Genomic DNA, 16,636 nt, shown 5'->3' with positions numbered 1-16,636 from the left:
CATTAAATGTATGTAATTTTGCATATATGAATATTTTGTGATAAATTCCAAAATATCGTATAATTATCAATATTTTTTCAGACATTATTCAATAAAAAAACACGAAGACTCTTAAGTCTTCATGTTTTTTATACATGTTATTACACTTGTGATTGAATTAATTACTAAAATCTTTTTAATCGTAAAAAATCAATTATTTTTAGGCTGATAGCCGTACCTAATCTTTTACAATTTACTCATTCTTTTTGTTCTGTAATATTAAATTTTGAAACCAATTCCGTTAATTCTTCCACCTTTTCTTTCATTTTGTTGGATTGGATTGATATTTGTTCAATTGATTCGGCCTGTGATTGAATTGAATTTACAGTTTGAAGAGTCTCCTTTTTCACATCCGTTGCAGTTTCAGAAACTAGCGAAAGAGAAGCATTTACTTCTTCTGTACCAGCAGACATCTCTTCTGTCGCTGCGGATACTTCTTGAATTTGACCTGTAATCTTATCAATATCTCTCATAATAGACAAGAAGGTTTGATTCGCTTTGTAAGCAGCTTCTTTTCCTTCTACTGCCTTTTGTTGTCCTTTTTGCATGACATTAACTGTATCTTGGGTATCTTTTTGAATGGATTTTATTAAATGATTAACTTCTTTTGCAGATTCTTTAGATTGCTCAGCCAAGTCTCGAACTTCTGCGGCAACCACTGCAAATCCTTTCCCATTCTCTCCAGCACGTGCCGCTTCAATAGCGGCATTTAAGGCAAGAAGATTCGTTTGTTCGGCAATATTAGTAATTGCAGCGAGAGCTGTATCAATCTGTTGTGTACGTGTAACAAGTTTATTTATTACTTTTGATGTTTCCTCGACAACATCATGCACACTATTCATTTGAAGAATAGAGTGATTTATCACTTCACTACCGATATTTATTCGTTCTGTAGTCGTTACTGCTACCTCAGCGACTACTGCTGAAGATTCAGCTACAGTTTGCACCCCGGTTGTAATTTCTTCCATTGAGGATGAGCTCTCCTGAATACTAGTTACCTGTCCTTCTATTTTTGTTTTTACTTCTAAAACAGTCTGTACAACCTCATTTGAAATACTAGACGCTCGATTTGTATCTTGTAATACGCCCTCCGTAGTAGAAATAACCTCTTGTGTTGTCATCTTAACATTCGCAATTAATTGTTGAAGGTTATCTAACATACTATTAAAAGACTGAACAATATGCCCTAATTCATTATTTGCTTTATAAGGAGTACGTGTTGTTAAATCTCCAGCTGCTACTTTTTCCATATCATTTTGTAGTAATGCAAGTGGGTTTCGGATAGTTAATTTAATAACATATCCAATTAATATAATTATTAAAATTGCTAAAATCGAAATACTAACAAACATTATCATTGTATTTTGAGCACTATTATTATTTTCCTTCTGTAAAAGCTCTGCATTATTACTATTATATAAAATCAATTCACGAATTGATTTTATTGATTTTTGCATATTAGGTTCAATCTCTTTTAGATAATATGCATATGCTTCCTCATTATTAGACTTCCCTAATTCTTGTGCTTTCTTCATTTGAGTCCTTAATTCATTAAATGTTTCATGAAACGTGTTATATAATTCTTTTTCTTTAGTAGAAATAAGCTTAGCCTCAAACTGCTTTAAAAGATGATCATTTTCCTTACGAATCCCATCCATTTCTCTTATTAATTCGTTCATTCTTTTTTCATCTTTTGATAACATTATTTCCATAAAGTTCATATTAACGTGATAAAAATTAGATTCTACAATTCCAATCCACTCAATTGGTAGTAAATTATCCTCATACATATTAGAGGAAGTACTTTTCCCTCTTTCTAATCCCCAAAACCCTATTAGGGATAATACTATACATGCAATACTTGATATAGTTATTAATATGTTTAGTTTTGTACCAACCTTACTGTTTCTTAATAATTCCAATTCACTTTCTCCATTCTAATATATAGTTTAAGTAATGTATTTTATACCAAGAATCCCAAAATTACGATGTTTATTTTGTAATATGTAATTTTGCATATCGTCCACTACTGATTCAAAATAACCTAACATTGTAATTTTCGTTTTCCAAAAATTCATGATTATGAACACATCTCATTAATTCTTGAACTTCTTATCCAAAATATCCGCATATACTGTGGCACCAGGGAAAACCATCACTGATATGATATATAAATTACGCTTCCATACAAGACTAGCTTAAAAATATTTTTCTTATTGCTCATTTTTCTATTTCCCCTCTATTAGAAGTACTCCTAGCACATCACACTAATAAAAACGATAGTATTAAAAAATAAGGAAAGACATAATACGTATGTCTTTCCTCTAAAATTGTAATACTCAATATGCTCTTGGCTCTATTTGATTTTCCATTTAAATCCTCACATATCTTTCTTTATAATATCTCCTAACTCCATCCAATTTGTAATACGCGGGATATTGAGATATTGATTGTAAGAAGTAGTTTTTGCATATACATTTATCGGTTTTCCTATTAACGTTTCTAAAACAGCCGGCTTATCATCAAAGAAATAGTTTAATTTTATTTCTTGTATGAAGTGTATTTTTTCTTCATCCTTCATTCCATAGAAAAAGCGATCTTCATGTACCGGAAATCCTTTTTCTATTAACCATTTTTTTGTTTGCTCTCCATGCTCTTTAGGTCGCGCCGTTATATAGTAAATTTCATGTCCCTGTCTTTCTAATTCTTGCAATGTCTCTACAGCATACGGAAACGGTGAACAAGAAGTATAATAAATCTCATCCAGCAAACTATTCCACATATGACCGCCTTCCTCCGAAGTCATGCCAAATGCTTCATGAATTTCAATTGTTTTTAAAGAATGGAATACATCCAACCCTACTTTTTTGTTTAATTTCTTATTATATAAATGAAAAGCATGCTGCCTTAAATCAATTAATGTATCATCGATATCAAATCCAAACTTCACTCTTCATCACTCCTTTCTGCAATCCATTTACCGGAACATATAAGTAGTTTTTATTCCCCTTATTTCTCATCTTTCCGATATGCTGGATAGCCAATAAATCTATAATCTTTTCCAATCTGGGTAAATGATATATCCTTAAATTCAATTGCATCTTTCATTTTAGTAATACCAGTCCCCTCTACAAAACTAGGCGCCAATCTACCTCCAATAATTTTAGGTGCGAAATATAAAATAATTTTATCCATTAGTTTATTTTCAATAAACGAAGCATTTACTTCTCCACCACCTTCAATAAGCAGGGAGGAAACTCCTTTTTGTCCTAAAACATCAAGCATTTCATGTAAGTTTATATGCTTTTCTCCGCTAGTAACAAATACTTTAACTCCTGCATTTTCTAATGCTTTCTTTTTTTCCTCTGCATGATTACTTGTTGTAAATATCCAGGTAGGAGCTTCTCTATCTGTAACAACGTTAGCTTCCATCGGTATGCGTAACGTCGAGTCCAATATTACTCGAATTGGATTTCGGCCATTTGGAATACGCGTTGTCAATGATGGATTATCCTTTTGAACAGTATTCGCTCCTACTAAAATAGCCGCATTTTCGTTTCGTATTTGGTGTACTTCTTGTCTTGCTTCTGTAGATGTAATCCACTTACTATCCGATAAAGACGTAGCGATTTTCCCATCTAATGTAACTCCTGATTTAATCGTTACAAATGGGCGCTTTGTCAAAATATATTTATTAAAGACTTCATTCATTTTTTTAGATTCTTCTTCACACACTCCTACAAGTACTTCAATACCTGCATCTTGTAGAGTTTTAATTCCACGTCCAGAAACAAGCGGGTTTGGATCAAGTGTAGCAACTACTACCTTCTTAATTCCTGCTTGTACAATTGCTTCAGCACAAGGCCCTGTTCTACCATGATGAGAACAAGGTTCAAGAGTTACATAAATTGTACCACCACGTGCCTGTTCTCCAGCCATACGTATCGCATGTATTTCGGCATGTGGTTCTCCGGCCTTCATATGTGCTCCGACCCCTACAATTCGATTATCATTTACAATTACAGATCCAACCAATGGATTTGGAGTCGTTTGTCCCTTCATAGCCTTGGCATTTTCTAGTGCTAGCTTCATATACAATTCATGCTCAAGCATGTAAGTGTCCCCCTTCAAAATGTCCAGAACGCTGAATCTTCGTTTGCAAATATTTCTCATTAAACTCTGAGACATCACCCCATAACGGTTCACGACTCGTAACATTTAATCCAGCTTTTTGTAACACTTCTAATTTTTTCGGATTATTTGTAATAAGTTTTACAGGTTTTGAGCGTAGCGCTTTTAATACTTCAATTGTATCATCATAGTTTCGAACATCATCTTCAAAACCTAGGTTCAGATTAGCTTCTACTGTATCTAACCCATTTTCTTGCAAGAGGTACGTCATAGCTTTACTAAACAAGCCAATTCCTCTTCCTTCATGATTCGCTAAGTAAAATAAAGCACCTGAACCATGTTCTGTAATCATTTGTAAAGACTGCTTTAATTGGAATCCACAGTCACAACGTTTACTACCAAAGATATCACCGGTGTGACAAATACTATGCATACGAATTAGGGCATCTTCAGAATTCTCAAAATCACCATATACAAGTACACTAGATTGCTGCATATCAGCTAAATTAATAGATGAGAGTTTTTCGATAATTCCTTCTACACTATTTGTAACCTCACTACATTGTAACCAAGAATACCATTGAAAAACTTTAGTCTCCCCATATAAATTAATTGGCAATTTGATAGGGCCTACTAAATAAATATCCTTTCCATCTTGATGTATAAATTGAATTTTATCTTCTAACATATGAATTGTATCTGTTGTAACCATTAGGTACCTCCTAGTATAGAGAATCTCTAAAATTCTCTTCCATTGTTATATTTTTTATTGTTTAACTTACACAACGTAAGTGTTTTTACAGATGCTATTCTTTTTTCTCTCAGCTTATATGCAATATGTATCATTACAACTTTGGCCATTTAAAGAAAAGAGTTTTAGTTACATAAAACAACTTAGTTACTTTATGTAAGTGAGTATGCATTCGTAATCAATTTACGCCAAGTAATTAATTGTAAAAACATTTGTTACTAATAGTAAGATGTTATATAATTTATTTTAGGAGGTGAAGGAAAATGAATGATTCTACATTATGCCCTCGCTTTGAAAAAGGAATGAAATTTTTTAGTCAACGATGGACAGCACTAATTATTTACCAACTTTTTTCTGGATCTCAGCGCTTTTGTACACTTGAATCTTCTCTTCCTGTTAGCGGAAGATTACTTTCAGAAAGATTGAAAGAATTAGAACTAGAAGGAATTGTCGAACGTAAAGTCTTTCCTGAGACACCAGTTCGTATAGAATATTCTTTAACTCAAAAAGGATTTGCTTTAGAAGCTATTATTCGCGGAATAGAAGAATGGTCACAGGAATGGATAGAACTTGAGGAATAACATAAAAGCTTTTTCGTATATAGTTTTAAGTAATCAAATTACAGATACCTATTATTAAAACGCTAATTTTTCAAGCATTTATGAAAAGCTAGCGTTTTTTAATAAATAAAATGTAAGAAATAAAGCAAGGTGATCAAAACGATCACCTTGTTCCCTTACAGATTAAAATAGTGTTTTAAAATCTTTTATTCATACATACTCGATTAATAAAAAAAACGAATAAGCTTTTTTATTAATAAACAGTTTTATTTTTACAATACAGTTAGCTTCCCCTGCTATTTGCGGACAGTAAGACCACCACTGATTAAATTTCCATTTTATTACATTTGAATATTACTTATGAAATTTCACACGCTCTTCAAGTGGTTGGAATTCTTTTTCACCTGGTGCAGCTGTTGGATTACCAAATGGCATTTGTGCAATTAGTTTCCAATTAGCAGGGACATTCCATTCTTGTTTTACCTCATCGTCAATTAACGGATTATAATGTTGTAATGATGCCCCTAATCCCTCTGCTTCTAAACCTGTCCACACGACTAATTGGTGCATACCTGATGCTTGGTGTGACCAAATTGGGAAGTTTTCAGCATATGCAGCAAATTTTTCTTGAAGCGATTTAACGATAGCCTCATCTTCAAAGAATAATACTGTTCCATAACCAGCTTTAAAAGAATCCATTTTTTGTTGCGTTCCTGAAAAATCTCCATCTCCAACTACTTTTCTTAATGTTTCAGTGGTAATATCCCATAATTTATCATGAGCTTCACCAAATAATACAACTAATCGTGCAGTTTGAGAATTGAAAGCGGATGGAGTATATTTCACAGCAAACTCCACGATTTCTTTAATTTTTTCATCCGATACTTGTACCTCTTTATTAATCCCATAGTAAGTACGTCTTTCTTTCAGTGCGGTATAGAAATCTTTTGTCATAATTCCGTTCCTCCTATGTTTTAATATTCTTCAAAATGATACATCTCGAAGATAATATGCGTTTAAATGAGTTCATTTTTGAATCATTGAACTTCCTAGCACCCATTGCCAGTCATTCTAAATCTAAACACACTGCTTCCTTCAGTTTTCCTAAAAAAAGCCTTATAACATCATTCATAAAATCTAATCATCATTCGGTACTATTTTACCCATTCTCTATTCATGTATCCTGCTTGTTTCATATTTACACAAAGATGAAATGTAGCTACTTTAATCACCAAATTTCACATTAATTTAGAGCATCTTCAATTACAGCAATTTCGCTCACTCGAACAAAACGATGCAATTTAAAGAACATTGCACAATTAAGTACTACCTGTAAAAGAACCCTCTTAGCCGACTATAAGAAAAAATAATAAAAAGCCAAAAACGAACAATAATATGTTCATTCTTGGCTTTTACTTAACCATCACATTTACTTTTACTATTGCTTCAAATGATTTTTAACTGCCCTTATTACCAATTTGTGATCTTCTTCTGGTGGTAATCCTGAAACTGTTATCATTCCAATAACCCCTACGTTTTTTATTCTGATAGGAAAACATCCACCAAACGCAGCGTATTCTGAAGTATCTAAAAGATATTTTTCATTATAGGAGACCCCAGTTATTTCACTTTGTATCTGCATATAATACGAGCTACGATCATGCAGGGAAACGACTCGTTTTTTACGCTCAATCCATTTCGTATTTTCCTCATTTGTCCCTGTCATCTTGAAATGAAATAATTGCACACCATTTTTCGTTATATCAACAGCAATCAATTTCCTCTCTCGCTTTGCTGTTTCAACGATAAATAAACCTAGTTGCAAGGCATCTTCATTTGTAAAAGAGGAAAATTGAAGTGTTTCCTCCTCTTTTAAAATTTGTTTACTTATTTCATTCAAATTTGAAGTACTCATATCTTTAACCTCCATAATTGTTTTATGCCACACCGACATTTTTTCGAAATTATTAGGCCATATAGTACAACCTTTCAATCAATCTGATTCTAAATAAACTATTGTAACATCTTTGGTAACTAGTAGTACCGTAAAGCCTGTTTTCTTCTTACTGGTGCTATTATGAATGACATTCAAAGTTATAAAAAGTACTATTCTACTTATCCCTATCTTACAGAGACTATTATGAAATATATTTAACATCTTAAAAATGTATGTACTAAAGAATAATATTTTTAATCACTAACTTTTTTGATCAATCGTTATAATCCAATTTCATCAAAATTTTTATCAATTATTACACTATCCAACAATAGGAGGAAACAAAGATGGATGAAAATATATCCAAAAGCTGAAAAGCAGTTGAGTCCCTTGAGAGAATAGTTATAATTCACTACATATAGAAATAGACATACAAAAACGCCATCCTTTCCTATAATTCTAAAGAAAGAATAGCGTATTCTTTTCAAAAATGAGTTCTTTTATTGAAAAACTTTGATTCTATATTATACATAAAAGGGCAACCAATGCTAAAACAGCTGGAAGTCCTTGTTTCACAATAATTGATTTATTAGATGTGAAACCTCCGAAAATAGCTGCTATCACCACACAAATCACGAAAAATAATTGGACCATATAACCAATTGGATTGAGCCCAAGTACAAGTCCCCAAATGAGACCAGCCGCTAAAAATCCATTATATAAACCTTGGTTTGCAAACATAATGGCTACGTTTCGATCTCCTTCTAAATGCTTCGGTAATTTGAAAGCACGTTTCGCTACTTTTGAATCAATAAAAAACATTTCAAGGATCATGATAAACAAATGTTCTAATGCTACGATCCCGACTAAAATAGCTGCGATTATTTCCACACTATTCTGCCCCCTACACTCTCTATTCTTTAATATTCTCTACATTTTTTTGCATCTGTAATAGAACATGAATAAGTATTTTGCGCTCTTCTCCACTGATATTTACGAACATTTCCTTCATAAAATGTTCCTTTTCTTTCTTGTTAAAACATTAATTGATATATCAATTATTGATACATCAATTAATATACATCTCTCTTTTTATTTTTGCAAGTTTTTTTGCTCAATTGGTTTTATTTTGTTCCAGCAACTTTAAACCAATTCAAGACATCAGTTCGCATTTCTAGAAATCATAATTACTTTAAGTTCATTCTGACAATCATATTTAACTACATATATAAAAGAATTGAGTTATACCTCCATCAATTTATAAAAATTAATTTTTTCTAAAAACAGATACTTTACGTTTTTTATAGTAATAAAAATCATTTTTTGTTTCAGAGGCAATCCATTTTGTTAGCTTGATGGGCATAGGATAGCACCCAGATGACGAACCAATTATCTTTCAAGAAGACGACTTAAAATCTGGATTTGGTACAGGAGTTGCCTACTTCTCCGATTCAGCTGGTACTAATTTAGAGCTAATTGCTCCAAAAAGGCCATTCAGACGTGAATAGTTAAAATAAATTAATACCGAAACAAGCCACCTTCTGCCTGGAAGGTGGCTGTTTGTCGGCAAGTTGATAAAATGACTAAAAAAGGACAAACTCTCCAAGGTGAGAAGTTTGTCCAAAAAGTTATTCGTATTAACTATTTTTACACTAATACGAATAATAGTGAATTAGAATAATGACTTAATACTTGCTAAGACAGTAAGTACACCTACAATAATAACAAATACGTTACTCATTTTCCCTTTGTATTTAGCTAGTACTGGAACTTTTTGAATCGCATACATCGGTAATAGACATAAGATAGCAGCAACTAATGGACCGCTTAGAGAATCAATAAGTCCAAGAATACTTGGATTTGTATAAGCAACAAACCAGCATGATAATACAACAAAAGTAAGGATTACTGTCTTAATTGTTTTTTCTTCAATATCTTTTCCACGTGATTTACCGAACTTAATAATCATGTCACGCATTACTTCAAATGCTCCTATATAATGGCCAAGGAAAGACTTTGTAATAGCCACAAAAGCAATAATTGGAGCTGCAATAGTGATTACAGGCGAATTAAGCTCATTAGCAAGATATGAAAGAATTGATAAGTTTTGTTCTTTTGCCATTTTTATATCATCTGGAGTCAAGCTCAATGCGCTACTCCAAACGAAGAACATAACAACAGCGAATGTCATAATATAACAAACCTTTTGTATTTGCGCACATTTAGCATCAGTGGCTTCGATTCCATACGTAGCTCTCTGTTTCACAACAAATGATGAAATCATAGGTGAATGATTAAATGAGAATACGATGATTGGTAGAATCATCAATATCGTCCCAAAATAGCCTGTTCCTGTTGAAGCAGTTGAAACAGCTGAAAAACTAAGCATTGACGTATTCCACTGTGGAATTAAAGATATTGCAATAAAAAGTAGAGAAACTATGAAAGGATACACTAACATACTCATTACCTTTACAGTAATATCTTGACCAAAATTTAGTATAGCGATAAGACCAAGAACTAATACAAGTGATAAAATAGCCCTTGGAGGTTCTGGCATGTGCAATTGATGCACGATAAAACTACTTGCAGTATTTGTAAGCGCAACCGAATACATTAGTACGATTGTATAAATTGAACCGAAATATACGATGTTAAAAATGATACTCGCTTTATTTCCGAAATACTCTCTAATTGTACCTGTGATCCCCTCATCAGCAGAATTAGAAGCGTATATCATTTTAGCAAGCGCCCTATGTGAGTAGTACATAACTGGATATGCAAGTAATGTAATTAGTAGTAAAGATAATAAACCACCTGAACCTGCATTAATCGGTAAAAAGAGCACCCCTGCTCCAATTGCAGTTCCAAATAGACTCAGTGCCCATGTAGTATCCTGCTTATGCCACTTTTTCGGATCTGCATATTGCTCATTTTTTCGTGCGGTATTTTCAGCTTGAACTTCTATTTTCTTTGCAGTATTCCCGTTCATATAATAACTCCCCCTTGTATCTATTCCTGCATCTCTCTTTGCATCTAACAAATATTCCCTTTCTGGAAAATGAATTCCTTACAAGTTGCCCCACATTGTATGTCCTTCATCATAATGAATCCAAATTGAAACATTCACTAATTAGCGTCCTAATATAATTGTTAGCGTTCACAAAAAAGTTTACTCGTAATATCCGCTCTTTATATAAATACCCCTTAAGAGAACAATATAGAATAGACTTCATAAATACGTTGCAACATTTCTAATAACAGTGTATTACTTTAATGGTTTCTCTTTTTTACTTTTAACAGTAATTTTAGCTAAACCGGCCTCTCTTCATTTGCGAGGCATTTCTTTCTCAATTCTATACATTACCTTCATAACTTCGGTAGCACTGATGATATTGCTTACACAAGCCACTGAAGCACATTACATACATTTCGCCTCTAATCACACACCTTTCTTACTAATAATCGCATTTTTTATATTTTCTCCAGAGATAATAAAATTTCTCTCGACGCCCTCATTATAACGTGTATATTTATAAAATTAATATTTTTATATTTTCAGAAATATTAAAGAGGAATAATTTTATATGGATAATATTTTACAGTTAGCATGTAGCCATTGTTTTTATCGCTTAAAGCTGAATTAGTTATTAAAAAAATACAATAATACATTGTTTTTCTAGGTGACTTATTATAAAGATACTTATATCCCCTTTTATCAAAAAATCTTATTTTAAACATAAAAGATATTCTAATAAATAATTAATGTAGGTAAAAAGAAAAAAACCCCAAAATACAAAAACCAAATTTTAGGATATATATTATTAATATTGAATTCATATACAATTTAAAAAGCTACACTGAGCAAAAAGCAAAAAAGCTGCCCCATATGGACAGCTCATTTACATAATTATCGTTATCAGGAATACACAAACAAATCACTTCAATATCATCTTAATTGTAGTTTGTTCGGCTCTTCTTCAGGGATATCTCTATGTTTGTAATGAATCGTTTTTACATCATTTCCTTTTATGCGAAAAGTAATTGTGTCCTCTCCATAAGGCGGATTGTGTGCACCCTCAAAAGTTTAAATTTTAAAATCCCTCATTAACTAGCTCTTTTATCGAGTTTAATTTTGAAGAAAGCTCGATAAACCATTCTTCATCCCCTGTTAATAATGCAAGATCTATAAGATAAAGGATTTGTTCCTTATTTATTACCTTTGATTCAGGGAGTTTGTTAACGTGTTTACTAAAGAGTAAAATCGCTTCGTTTATTGTGTACTGGCCGTCACGTTTCACAATACTAACTGTAACTATATCCTCTACATCATCAAGTGATACAATATAACCAACTATTAATTCACCTTCATTTGATATTCCACGAACCCAATCTCCTACTTTTAAAACCTGATTATTATTTGACATCATACCGTTTCACCTTCCTATAAATATTTTTTGTGACGATAAAAAAGATATAAAAACAATTATACTGTAATATTTTTCATTACATTTAAGTGTTAAGAACTCACGGCTATATAATAATTAAGCCGCTTAACGCTCTTGATTGATAAGGTCAACAACTTCTTTCATTGTATAATTCTTTAAGTATTCACCTAGATGCTCTTCAGCACCTAAGAAAATAGCGAAAAGAACTTTTCGCATGTTCGAACCTACAACACACTGATTGTTTGATTCTGGACACTTCGGCTGCAAAGCACCTTCAGAGGTTATCTGATAAATATGCCAAAGATTAATTTCATCTAAATCGCGAGCGAAAATAAAACCGCCACCAGTCCCCTCTTTCGATTGTATAAACTTATGTTTTTTTAACAAACTTAGTACTTTGCGAATGCGTACTGGATGTACACCTGCACTTTCTGAAATAGCATTACTTGTTGACATCCGATCTGGCTGTAAAGCTAAATAAGTTAAACTGTGTATGGCCAAGGTAAAGTCGCTGTTCATGATTTTCCTCCTACGATCAAAAATATTGTTTCTCATATATTAACTGTAGCCATAAATATTACAGATAGGTTAGAACGTTAAAACATATAGAATACTTCTTGCCATAAAAAATTAATTCTCTTATATTCTATCCGGTCCCACCTATATCTGATAACTTCATTTAGCTTTTTAAGTTGAAAATAAAATTAAACACTCCACTGTTTCTTCACTTGTTCTTCTGCCAACTGTTTAATTTTTGTCCAAATCGTATCTTTACTCACAATAACATTTGTTTGATAATTTCTATCATTATAATTAACTGTAACACATACTTCAATCATCTTCTGCTTCCTCCTTTCAAAAAACTTTTTCTAAAAATACTACTTATTAATTGGCCAATTTTTGCAATTCAATGTTCAAAAACGTTCGAACGCTACGTGGTAAAAATTTACGAATTTCTTCCTCATTAAAACCAATCTGCAATCTTTTCTCGTCCAGCATAATTGGGCGACGTAACATTAGTGGATGCTCAATTATTAATGTATAAAATTCATTGAGCGAGAGCTCCTCAATATTTATATTTAAGTCCTGAAAAGTTTTCGATCTAGTTGAAATAATTTCAGTAGCCCCCTCTTCAGTTAAACGAAGAATCGATTTAAGCTCATCAACTGTCATAGAATTTGATACGATGTTTTTTTCAATATAATCAATTTGATGCTCTTCAAGCCATGCTTTCGCTTTTCGGCATGAGGCACAGCTTGCTGTTGTATATAGAATTACCATATTTAACTCACTCCTTTAATGTTATGAAACGTACATTTTAAACATCGGTTATTGAAATGTATTAAAAAAAATTACAGTTTAGAATCAAATACAAGCAATATTATTTATTCGAGAATATTTAATTTATCTACATTTTACAGACGATAACAACTCACTTCTAAAAACTATACTGTAATTTTAAACTTTACAGTTCTATAAATCAAATGTTAAGTCTTGGATTCATTCTATTAACGTATAATAGGAGCAGTTGAGACAATACTTGCCTCAACCGATTTTTATATCTCTTTATAATTTTTTGCAGTAATGACTGTTTCAAACTCAAAGGTTTCGGGTAGATGATCTGCATAAGAATATTCAAAAGTTCGTCCATCCGTTAAATAAGCTACTTGTTCAACTCGCATTAGGAAATCCTGATTTGTTAAGTTCATAAACTGCTTTTCCCTATCATCTGGGCGAATTCCTTTAACCCTGACAACAGATGTCCCTACTTCAAGACCAAGTTTATTTTGAATATGTGAGTATATCGAATCCTCTAAAACAGAAGCCTCAACACCTGGGATAACCGAAATTGGCATCCATGTATGCTCCATAATCGTCGGAATGCTGTGAATGATGCGGAGGCGAATGATTTTATAGACGAAATCACCGATTGAAACTCCCAATTTCTCAGCAACTACTTCATCAGCCCCAACAATCGCAAACTCGATAATTTTACTTTCTACCTCACTGCCGTATACAGCTTTCGTACCCGTTAAAGTTTGAATCATTCGTGCCTTTTCCTGTTGACGCCAATCTTGCACCACTGTTCCGCTTCCGCGCCGGCGGATGATGTAGCCATCTCTAACTAATAGATCCAGCGCTTTCTTAATAGTAAGGGCTGAAACACCAAATTCTTCAGCAAGGACGGGGCTACTCGGAATTTTTTCGTTGATTTTATATTCACCGTCTAAAATTTGCTGTTTAATCTTTTGATAAATGCCGAGGTATTTTACTTGTGTTGATCCGCTTGCCATTTTCATACCTCCTTTATACTGCAAACTCTCTTCTATTCATTCAAATGTAAAGCCTCAAGTTTGTAAACTGAAGGTGATGGGGCAGCAAATCCATTTTCTAAGATTTCAATATTCGTTACCGCTTCTTCGTCTTTCACAAGTTTTGGTGCACCATTTATAATTGTTTCATACGCGGCATCATAGAAACGACCGTAATCACCAAGCGGCGTTTTAATTTGTTTTTCAATCCAGTCACCATTTGCATTACGATATTTAGCAACTCCATAGTACATCGGTGAATCTTCACCAAACCCTGCACTCTCAGGCATAATCCCCGCTTTCAAATCATTTTCCTGCTGATCTTCACCATATTTAATAAATGATCCATTTGTTCCATGAACGATAAAGCGTGGATAATCTTTTGCTACGACATGGTTCGTTTTCAGCTTAATCTTCAACTGATTTCCGTAATGTAAACCAACATCGAAATAATTATCAACCGCACCTTCCATTTCATTATTACGAATATCGTATGTCACCGTATCTGGACGGCCGAATAATGAAATCATACGGTCCATCGTATGAATACCTAAACTGTAAAATGAACCTTCTTCTTTTGGAGCTTCATGAGTGATTGAACCAGGACGGAAATAATCAATATGTGATTCAATCTCAATAATATCACCAAGGAATCCTTGTTCAATTACTTGCTTCACATCTAAAAAATCACCATCAAAACGGCGGTTTTGATAAGGCATAACTACTACACCTTTTTCTCGTCCTAAAGCTAATAATTCTTTCGCATGTTCCACTGTATCGCAAAATGGTTTTTCAACGATAACTGATTTTCCAGCTAGTATAACTTTTTTTGCTAATTCATAATGCGTATGTGCTGGCGTACAGATCGTCACCACTTGAATTTCCTTGTCATTCAACAATTCGTCCAAATCAGTAGTGAAGTAAACACCTTTTTCCTTATATGGATCCGCTAATTTCTCATTTATTTGACGTACAAAAATCGTTTTTATTCTTATATTATTACGTGTGTTTACATAAGGTAAGTGATAGCGGTTAGCTGACTTTCCAAATCCAATAAAGCCCATTGTTAATGTCATATTTTTCAACTTCCTTGCTCATAAATTTTCGTTTCTATATTTATTATATAATTTAATCATTAAAAGTATATAGTTTTAAATTTATAATTATATATTAAATAAAAAATCCACGATAAAATTCATTCTCACTATAAGTTATGGACCTATAAAGTGAAACTTTAATCAGTGGGGCGATTTATTCTCTACTGATTATTTACCCGTAAATACCGGGATGAAAAGGAGCGTAATGAACATGGCATATACTACTATATCTATGGAAATTTTCGGATCACCTGAACAAGTATGGCAATTAATAGGAGGTTTCAACTCCCTTCCAGACTGGTTACCTTATATACCTAGTAGTAAATTAACTGAAGGCGGTCGTGTACGTCATCTAGCTAATCCAGATGGTGATACAATTATAGAACGCTTAGAAGTATTCAATGATAAGGAACGCTACTACACGTATTCAATCATGAATGCACCGTTCCCGGTCACTAATTATTTATCTACAATCCGGGTGAAAAAAGGTACTGAAAGTAACACATCATTAGTAGAGTGGTCTGGTACGTTCACTCCTGTTGAGGTTAGTGATGAAGAGGCAATAAATCTGTTTCATAGTATATACAGCGATGGACTGAAAGCATTGCAGCAAGCATTTCTAGATTAATTCATGTAATTGATTGAGACGAAAAAGTTAATTAACAGTCAAACATTCGACTTTGTGGTTAAGTTCTTTATGAAAGATAAACAAATACAAATTTCATGCCTGCTTGTTAATGACAAGAAATAAAAAATACTACCTCCAAATGGAAGGTAGTATTTTTTTATTAATCAGGAAAAACAATTAATCCCTCTTCTTTTTCCTCCTGTTTTAAATCTTCTTCTGGGAAGGTTACAGTTGAATTTTTATCACCTGTTCTTTTTGTTTCTTCACCTGGAAATACGAAAGTTGAATTTTCTTTCCCTTCATTTTTTTCTACGTTATCTGGAAATACCATAGGATCATTGGTAGTCAAATCACTATGAAATCCAAGGTTAGACAAAATCGCTTTTAAATCTGGTAAAACCCCTATTTTATCAGATGATGGATTATTAGACTTTGTGCCTGTATTAGGATTACTTAAAATTGCCCTCAATTCTTTTGGTGTATATGCCTTACCTAAATGTTCTTTAGCAATCCCTTGAATTGATACAGCAGCCCCAGCAATTATAGGCGAAGCGCTAGAAGTACCACGGAAGTTAGAAGTATAACGATTCATTATATTCTGATCTGTAACTTTTTGCCCTTTACTATTTTGATTTTGATATGTATGTGCGCCCATACGGGCATTTAGAGATTCAACTCTAGCAAAGTTGTAGGCTCAGGTCTCACAAAAGCCTATCATCAACCAACTTATCCAT

The 16,636-nt window shown here is 32.9% G+C and carries 16 protein-coding genes and 3 pseudogenes; 3 read left to right on the top strand and 16 right to left on the bottom strand.

Annotated elements, in window-relative coordinates:
- Nucleotides 1–236: 236 nt before the first annotated feature.
- From MR169_RS19290 to MR169_RS19275, 4 genes are all read right to left on the bottom strand, one after another.
- On the bottom strand, nt 237–1,961 hold the full coding sequence (locus tag MR169_RS19290; RefSeq protein WP_242319855.1) for a methyl-accepting chemotaxis protein: 1,725 nt from the start codon (nt 1,959–1,961) through the stop codon (nt 237–239).
- A gap of 458 nt (nt 1,962–2,419) precedes the next feature.
- Nucleotides 2,420–2,989: a 5' nucleotidase, NT5C type gene (locus tag MR169_RS19285; protein ID WP_000668223.1), complete on the bottom strand. Its 570-nt coding sequence runs from the start codon at nt 2,987–2,989 to the stop codon at nt 2,420–2,422.
- Nucleotides 2,990–3,048: 59 nt separating this feature from the next.
- On the bottom strand, nt 3,049–4,152 hold the full coding sequence (ribD, locus tag MR169_RS19280) for a bifunctional diaminohydroxyphosphoribosylaminopyrimidine deaminase/5-amino-6-(5-phosphoribosylamino)uracil reductase RibD (RefSeq protein WP_103572786.1): 1,104 nt from the start codon (nt 4,150–4,152) through the stop codon (nt 3,049–3,051).
- The gene (locus tag MR169_RS19275) at nt 4,145–4,882 is read right to left on the bottom strand and encodes a GTP cyclohydrolase II (RefSeq protein ID WP_086391392.1); all 738 of its coding nucleotides are present in this window, start codon (nt 4,880–4,882) and stop codon (nt 4,145–4,147) included. The genes ribD and MR169_RS19275 overlap by 8 nt, the downstream gene beginning before the upstream one ends.
- 302 nt (nt 4,883–5,184) lie before the next feature.
- Between MR169_RS19275 and MR169_RS19270 the strand changes: the two genes are divergently transcribed.
- Nucleotides 5,185–5,502 (top strand): winged helix-turn-helix transcriptional regulator, encoded by a 318-nt coding sequence (locus tag MR169_RS19270; RefSeq protein WP_001000104.1) that lies wholly within the window; start codon nt 5,185–5,187, stop codon nt 5,500–5,502.
- 333 nt (nt 5,503–5,835) lie between these two features.
- Here MR169_RS19270 and MR169_RS19265 read toward each other — a convergent pair whose 3' ends face one another.
- From MR169_RS19265 to MR169_RS19255, 3 genes are all read right to left on the bottom strand, one after another.
- On the bottom strand, nt 5,836–6,435 hold the full coding sequence (locus MR169_RS19265) for a nitroreductase family protein (protein ID WP_000158938.1): 600 nt from the start codon (nt 6,433–6,435) through the stop codon (nt 5,836–5,838).
- A gap of 484 nt (nt 6,436–6,919) precedes the next feature.
- Nucleotides 6,920–7,435 (bottom strand): heme-degrading domain-containing protein, encoded by a 516-nt coding sequence (locus MR169_RS19260; RefSeq protein ID WP_140159051.1) that lies wholly within the window; start codon nt 7,433–7,435, stop codon nt 6,920–6,922.
- 501 nt (nt 7,436–7,936) lie between these two features.
- Entirely contained in the window at nt 7,937–8,308 is a 372-nt protein-coding gene (locus MR169_RS19255; protein ID WP_000402471.1) for a DUF1304 domain-containing protein, read from the bottom strand.
- Nucleotides 8,309–8,790: 482 nt separating this feature from the next.
- Here MR169_RS19255 and MR169_RS19250 point away from each other — a divergent pair.
- Nucleotides 8,791–8,925: pseudogene (locus MR169_RS19250) on the top strand (VOC family protein); the annotation flags it as partial.
- Between the two features lie 164 nt (nt 8,926–9,089).
- Here the strand turns inward: MR169_RS19250 and MR169_RS19245 are convergent.
- The 8 genes and pseudogenes from MR169_RS19245 to MR169_RS19210 form a co-directional block, all read right to left on the bottom strand.
- Nucleotides 9,090–10,409: an aromatic amino acid transport family protein gene (locus tag MR169_RS19245; protein WP_001014190.1), complete on the bottom strand. Its 1,320-nt coding sequence runs from the start codon at nt 10,407–10,409 to the stop codon at nt 9,090–9,092.
- A gap of 957 nt (nt 10,410–11,366) precedes the next feature.
- A pseudogene (locus tag MR169_RS19240) lies at nt 11,367–11,504 on the bottom strand (DUF3888 domain-containing protein); the annotation flags it as partial.
- 7 nt (nt 11,505–11,511) lie between these two features.
- Entirely contained in the window at nt 11,512–11,847 is a 336-nt protein-coding gene (locus MR169_RS19235; protein WP_242319854.1) for an IDEAL domain-containing protein, read from the bottom strand.
- Nucleotides 11,848–11,970: 123 nt separating this feature from the next.
- Nucleotides 11,971–12,384 carry an Rrf2-family transcriptional regulator SaiR gene (gene saiR, locus MR169_RS19230; RefSeq protein WP_001083465.1) on the bottom strand — a complete coding sequence of 138 codons (414 nt, stop codon included), beginning with the start codon at nt 12,382–12,384 and terminating at the stop codon, nt 11,971–11,973.
- Nucleotides 12,385–12,569: 185 nt separating this feature from the next.
- Nucleotides 12,570–12,704, bottom strand: a complete 135-nt coding sequence (locus MR169_RS19225; RefSeq protein WP_000573532.1) for a BA3454 family stress response protein — start codon at nt 12,702–12,704, stop codon at nt 12,570–12,572.
- A 46-nt stretch (nt 12,705–12,750) separates the two neighbouring features.
- Entirely contained in the window at nt 12,751–13,146 is a 396-nt protein-coding gene (gene spxA / locus MR169_RS19220; protein ID WP_000236190.1) for a transcriptional regulator SpxA, read from the bottom strand.
- A gap of 275 nt (nt 13,147–13,421) precedes the next feature.
- On the bottom strand, nt 13,422–14,159 hold the full coding sequence (locus MR169_RS19215) for a GntR family transcriptional regulator (RefSeq protein ID WP_086391390.1): 738 nt from the start codon (nt 14,157–14,159) through the stop codon (nt 13,422–13,424).
- Between the two features lie 32 nt (nt 14,160–14,191).
- Complete coding sequence (locus MR169_RS19210) at nt 14,192–15,253, bottom strand: oxidoreductase (RefSeq protein WP_242319853.1); 1,062 nt, start codon at nt 15,251–15,253, stop codon at nt 14,192–14,194.
- Nucleotides 15,254–15,485: 232 nt separating this feature from the next.
- On the opposite strand from MR169_RS19210, the gene MR169_RS19205 reads away from it, so the two are divergent.
- Nucleotides 15,486–15,902, top strand: a complete 417-nt coding sequence (locus MR169_RS19205) for an SRPBCC family protein (RefSeq protein WP_086391388.1) — start codon at nt 15,486–15,488, stop codon at nt 15,900–15,902.
- Between the two features lie 160 nt (nt 15,903–16,062).
- Here MR169_RS19205 and MR169_RS19200 read toward each other — a convergent pair.
- A pseudogene (locus MR169_RS19200) lies at nt 16,063–16,545 on the bottom strand (S8 family serine peptidase); the annotation flags it as partial.
- Nucleotides 16,546–16,636: the final 91 nt, after the last annotated feature.

It is taken from the genome of Bacillus cereus group sp. BfR-BA-01349, assembly GCF_022663795.1.
GTDB lineage: Bacteria > Bacillota > Bacilli > Bacillales > Bacillaceae_G > Bacillus_A > Bacillus_A cereus.
Note: the sequence above shows the minus strand (reverse complement) of the source record. Positions and strands in the feature narration are given on the sequence as shown.

What these genes read in the sequence shown, in the direction of transcription:
- ribD (WP_103572786.1), bottom strand. Translation starts at nt 4,152, where the DNA reads ATGCTTGAGCATGAATTGTATATGAAGCTAGCACTAGAAAATGCCAAG.
- MR169_RS19275 (WP_086391392.1), bottom strand. Translation starts at nt 4,882, where the DNA reads ATGGTTACAACAGATACAATTCATATGTTAGAAGATAAAATTCAATTT.
- MR169_RS19270 (WP_001000104.1), top strand. Translation starts at nt 5,185, where the DNA reads ATGAATGATTCTACATTATGCCCTCGCTTTGAAAAAGGAATGAAATTT.
- MR169_RS19265 (WP_000158938.1), bottom strand. Translation starts at nt 6,435, where the DNA reads ATGACAAAAGATTTCTATACCGCACTGAAAGAAAGACGTACTTACTAT.
- MR169_RS19260 (WP_140159051.1), bottom strand. Translation starts at nt 7,435, where the DNA reads ATGTCGGTGTGGCATAAAACAATTATGGAGGTTAAAGATATGAGTACT.
- MR169_RS19245 (WP_001014190.1), bottom strand. Translation starts at nt 10,409, where the DNA reads ATGAACGGGAATACTGCAAAGAAAATAGAAGTTCAAGCTGAAAATACC.
- MR169_RS19235 (WP_242319854.1), bottom strand. Translation starts at nt 11,847, where the DNA reads ATGATGTCAAATAATAATCAGGTTTTAAAAGTAGGAGATTGGGTTCGT.
- saiR (WP_001083465.1), bottom strand. Translation starts at nt 12,384, where the DNA reads ATGAACAGCGACTTTACCTTGGCCATACACAGTTTAACTTATTTAGCT.
- MR169_RS19225 (WP_000573532.1), bottom strand. Translation starts at nt 12,704, where the DNA reads ATGATTGAAGTATGTGTTACAGTTAATTATAATGATAGAAATTATCAA.
- spxA (WP_000236190.1), bottom strand. Translation starts at nt 13,146, where the DNA reads ATGGTAATTCTATATACAACAGCAAGCTGTGCCTCATGCCGAAAAGCG.
- MR169_RS19215 (WP_086391390.1), bottom strand. Translation starts at nt 14,159, where the DNA reads ATGGCAAGCGGATCAACACAAGTAAAATACCTCGGCATTTATCAAAAG.
- MR169_RS19210 (WP_242319853.1), bottom strand. Translation starts at nt 15,253, where the DNA reads ATGACATTAACAATGGGCTTTATTGGATTTGGAAAGTCAGCTAACCGC.
- MR169_RS19205 (WP_086391388.1), top strand. Translation starts at nt 15,486, where the DNA reads ATGGCATATACTACTATATCTATGGAAATTTTCGGATCACCTGAACAA.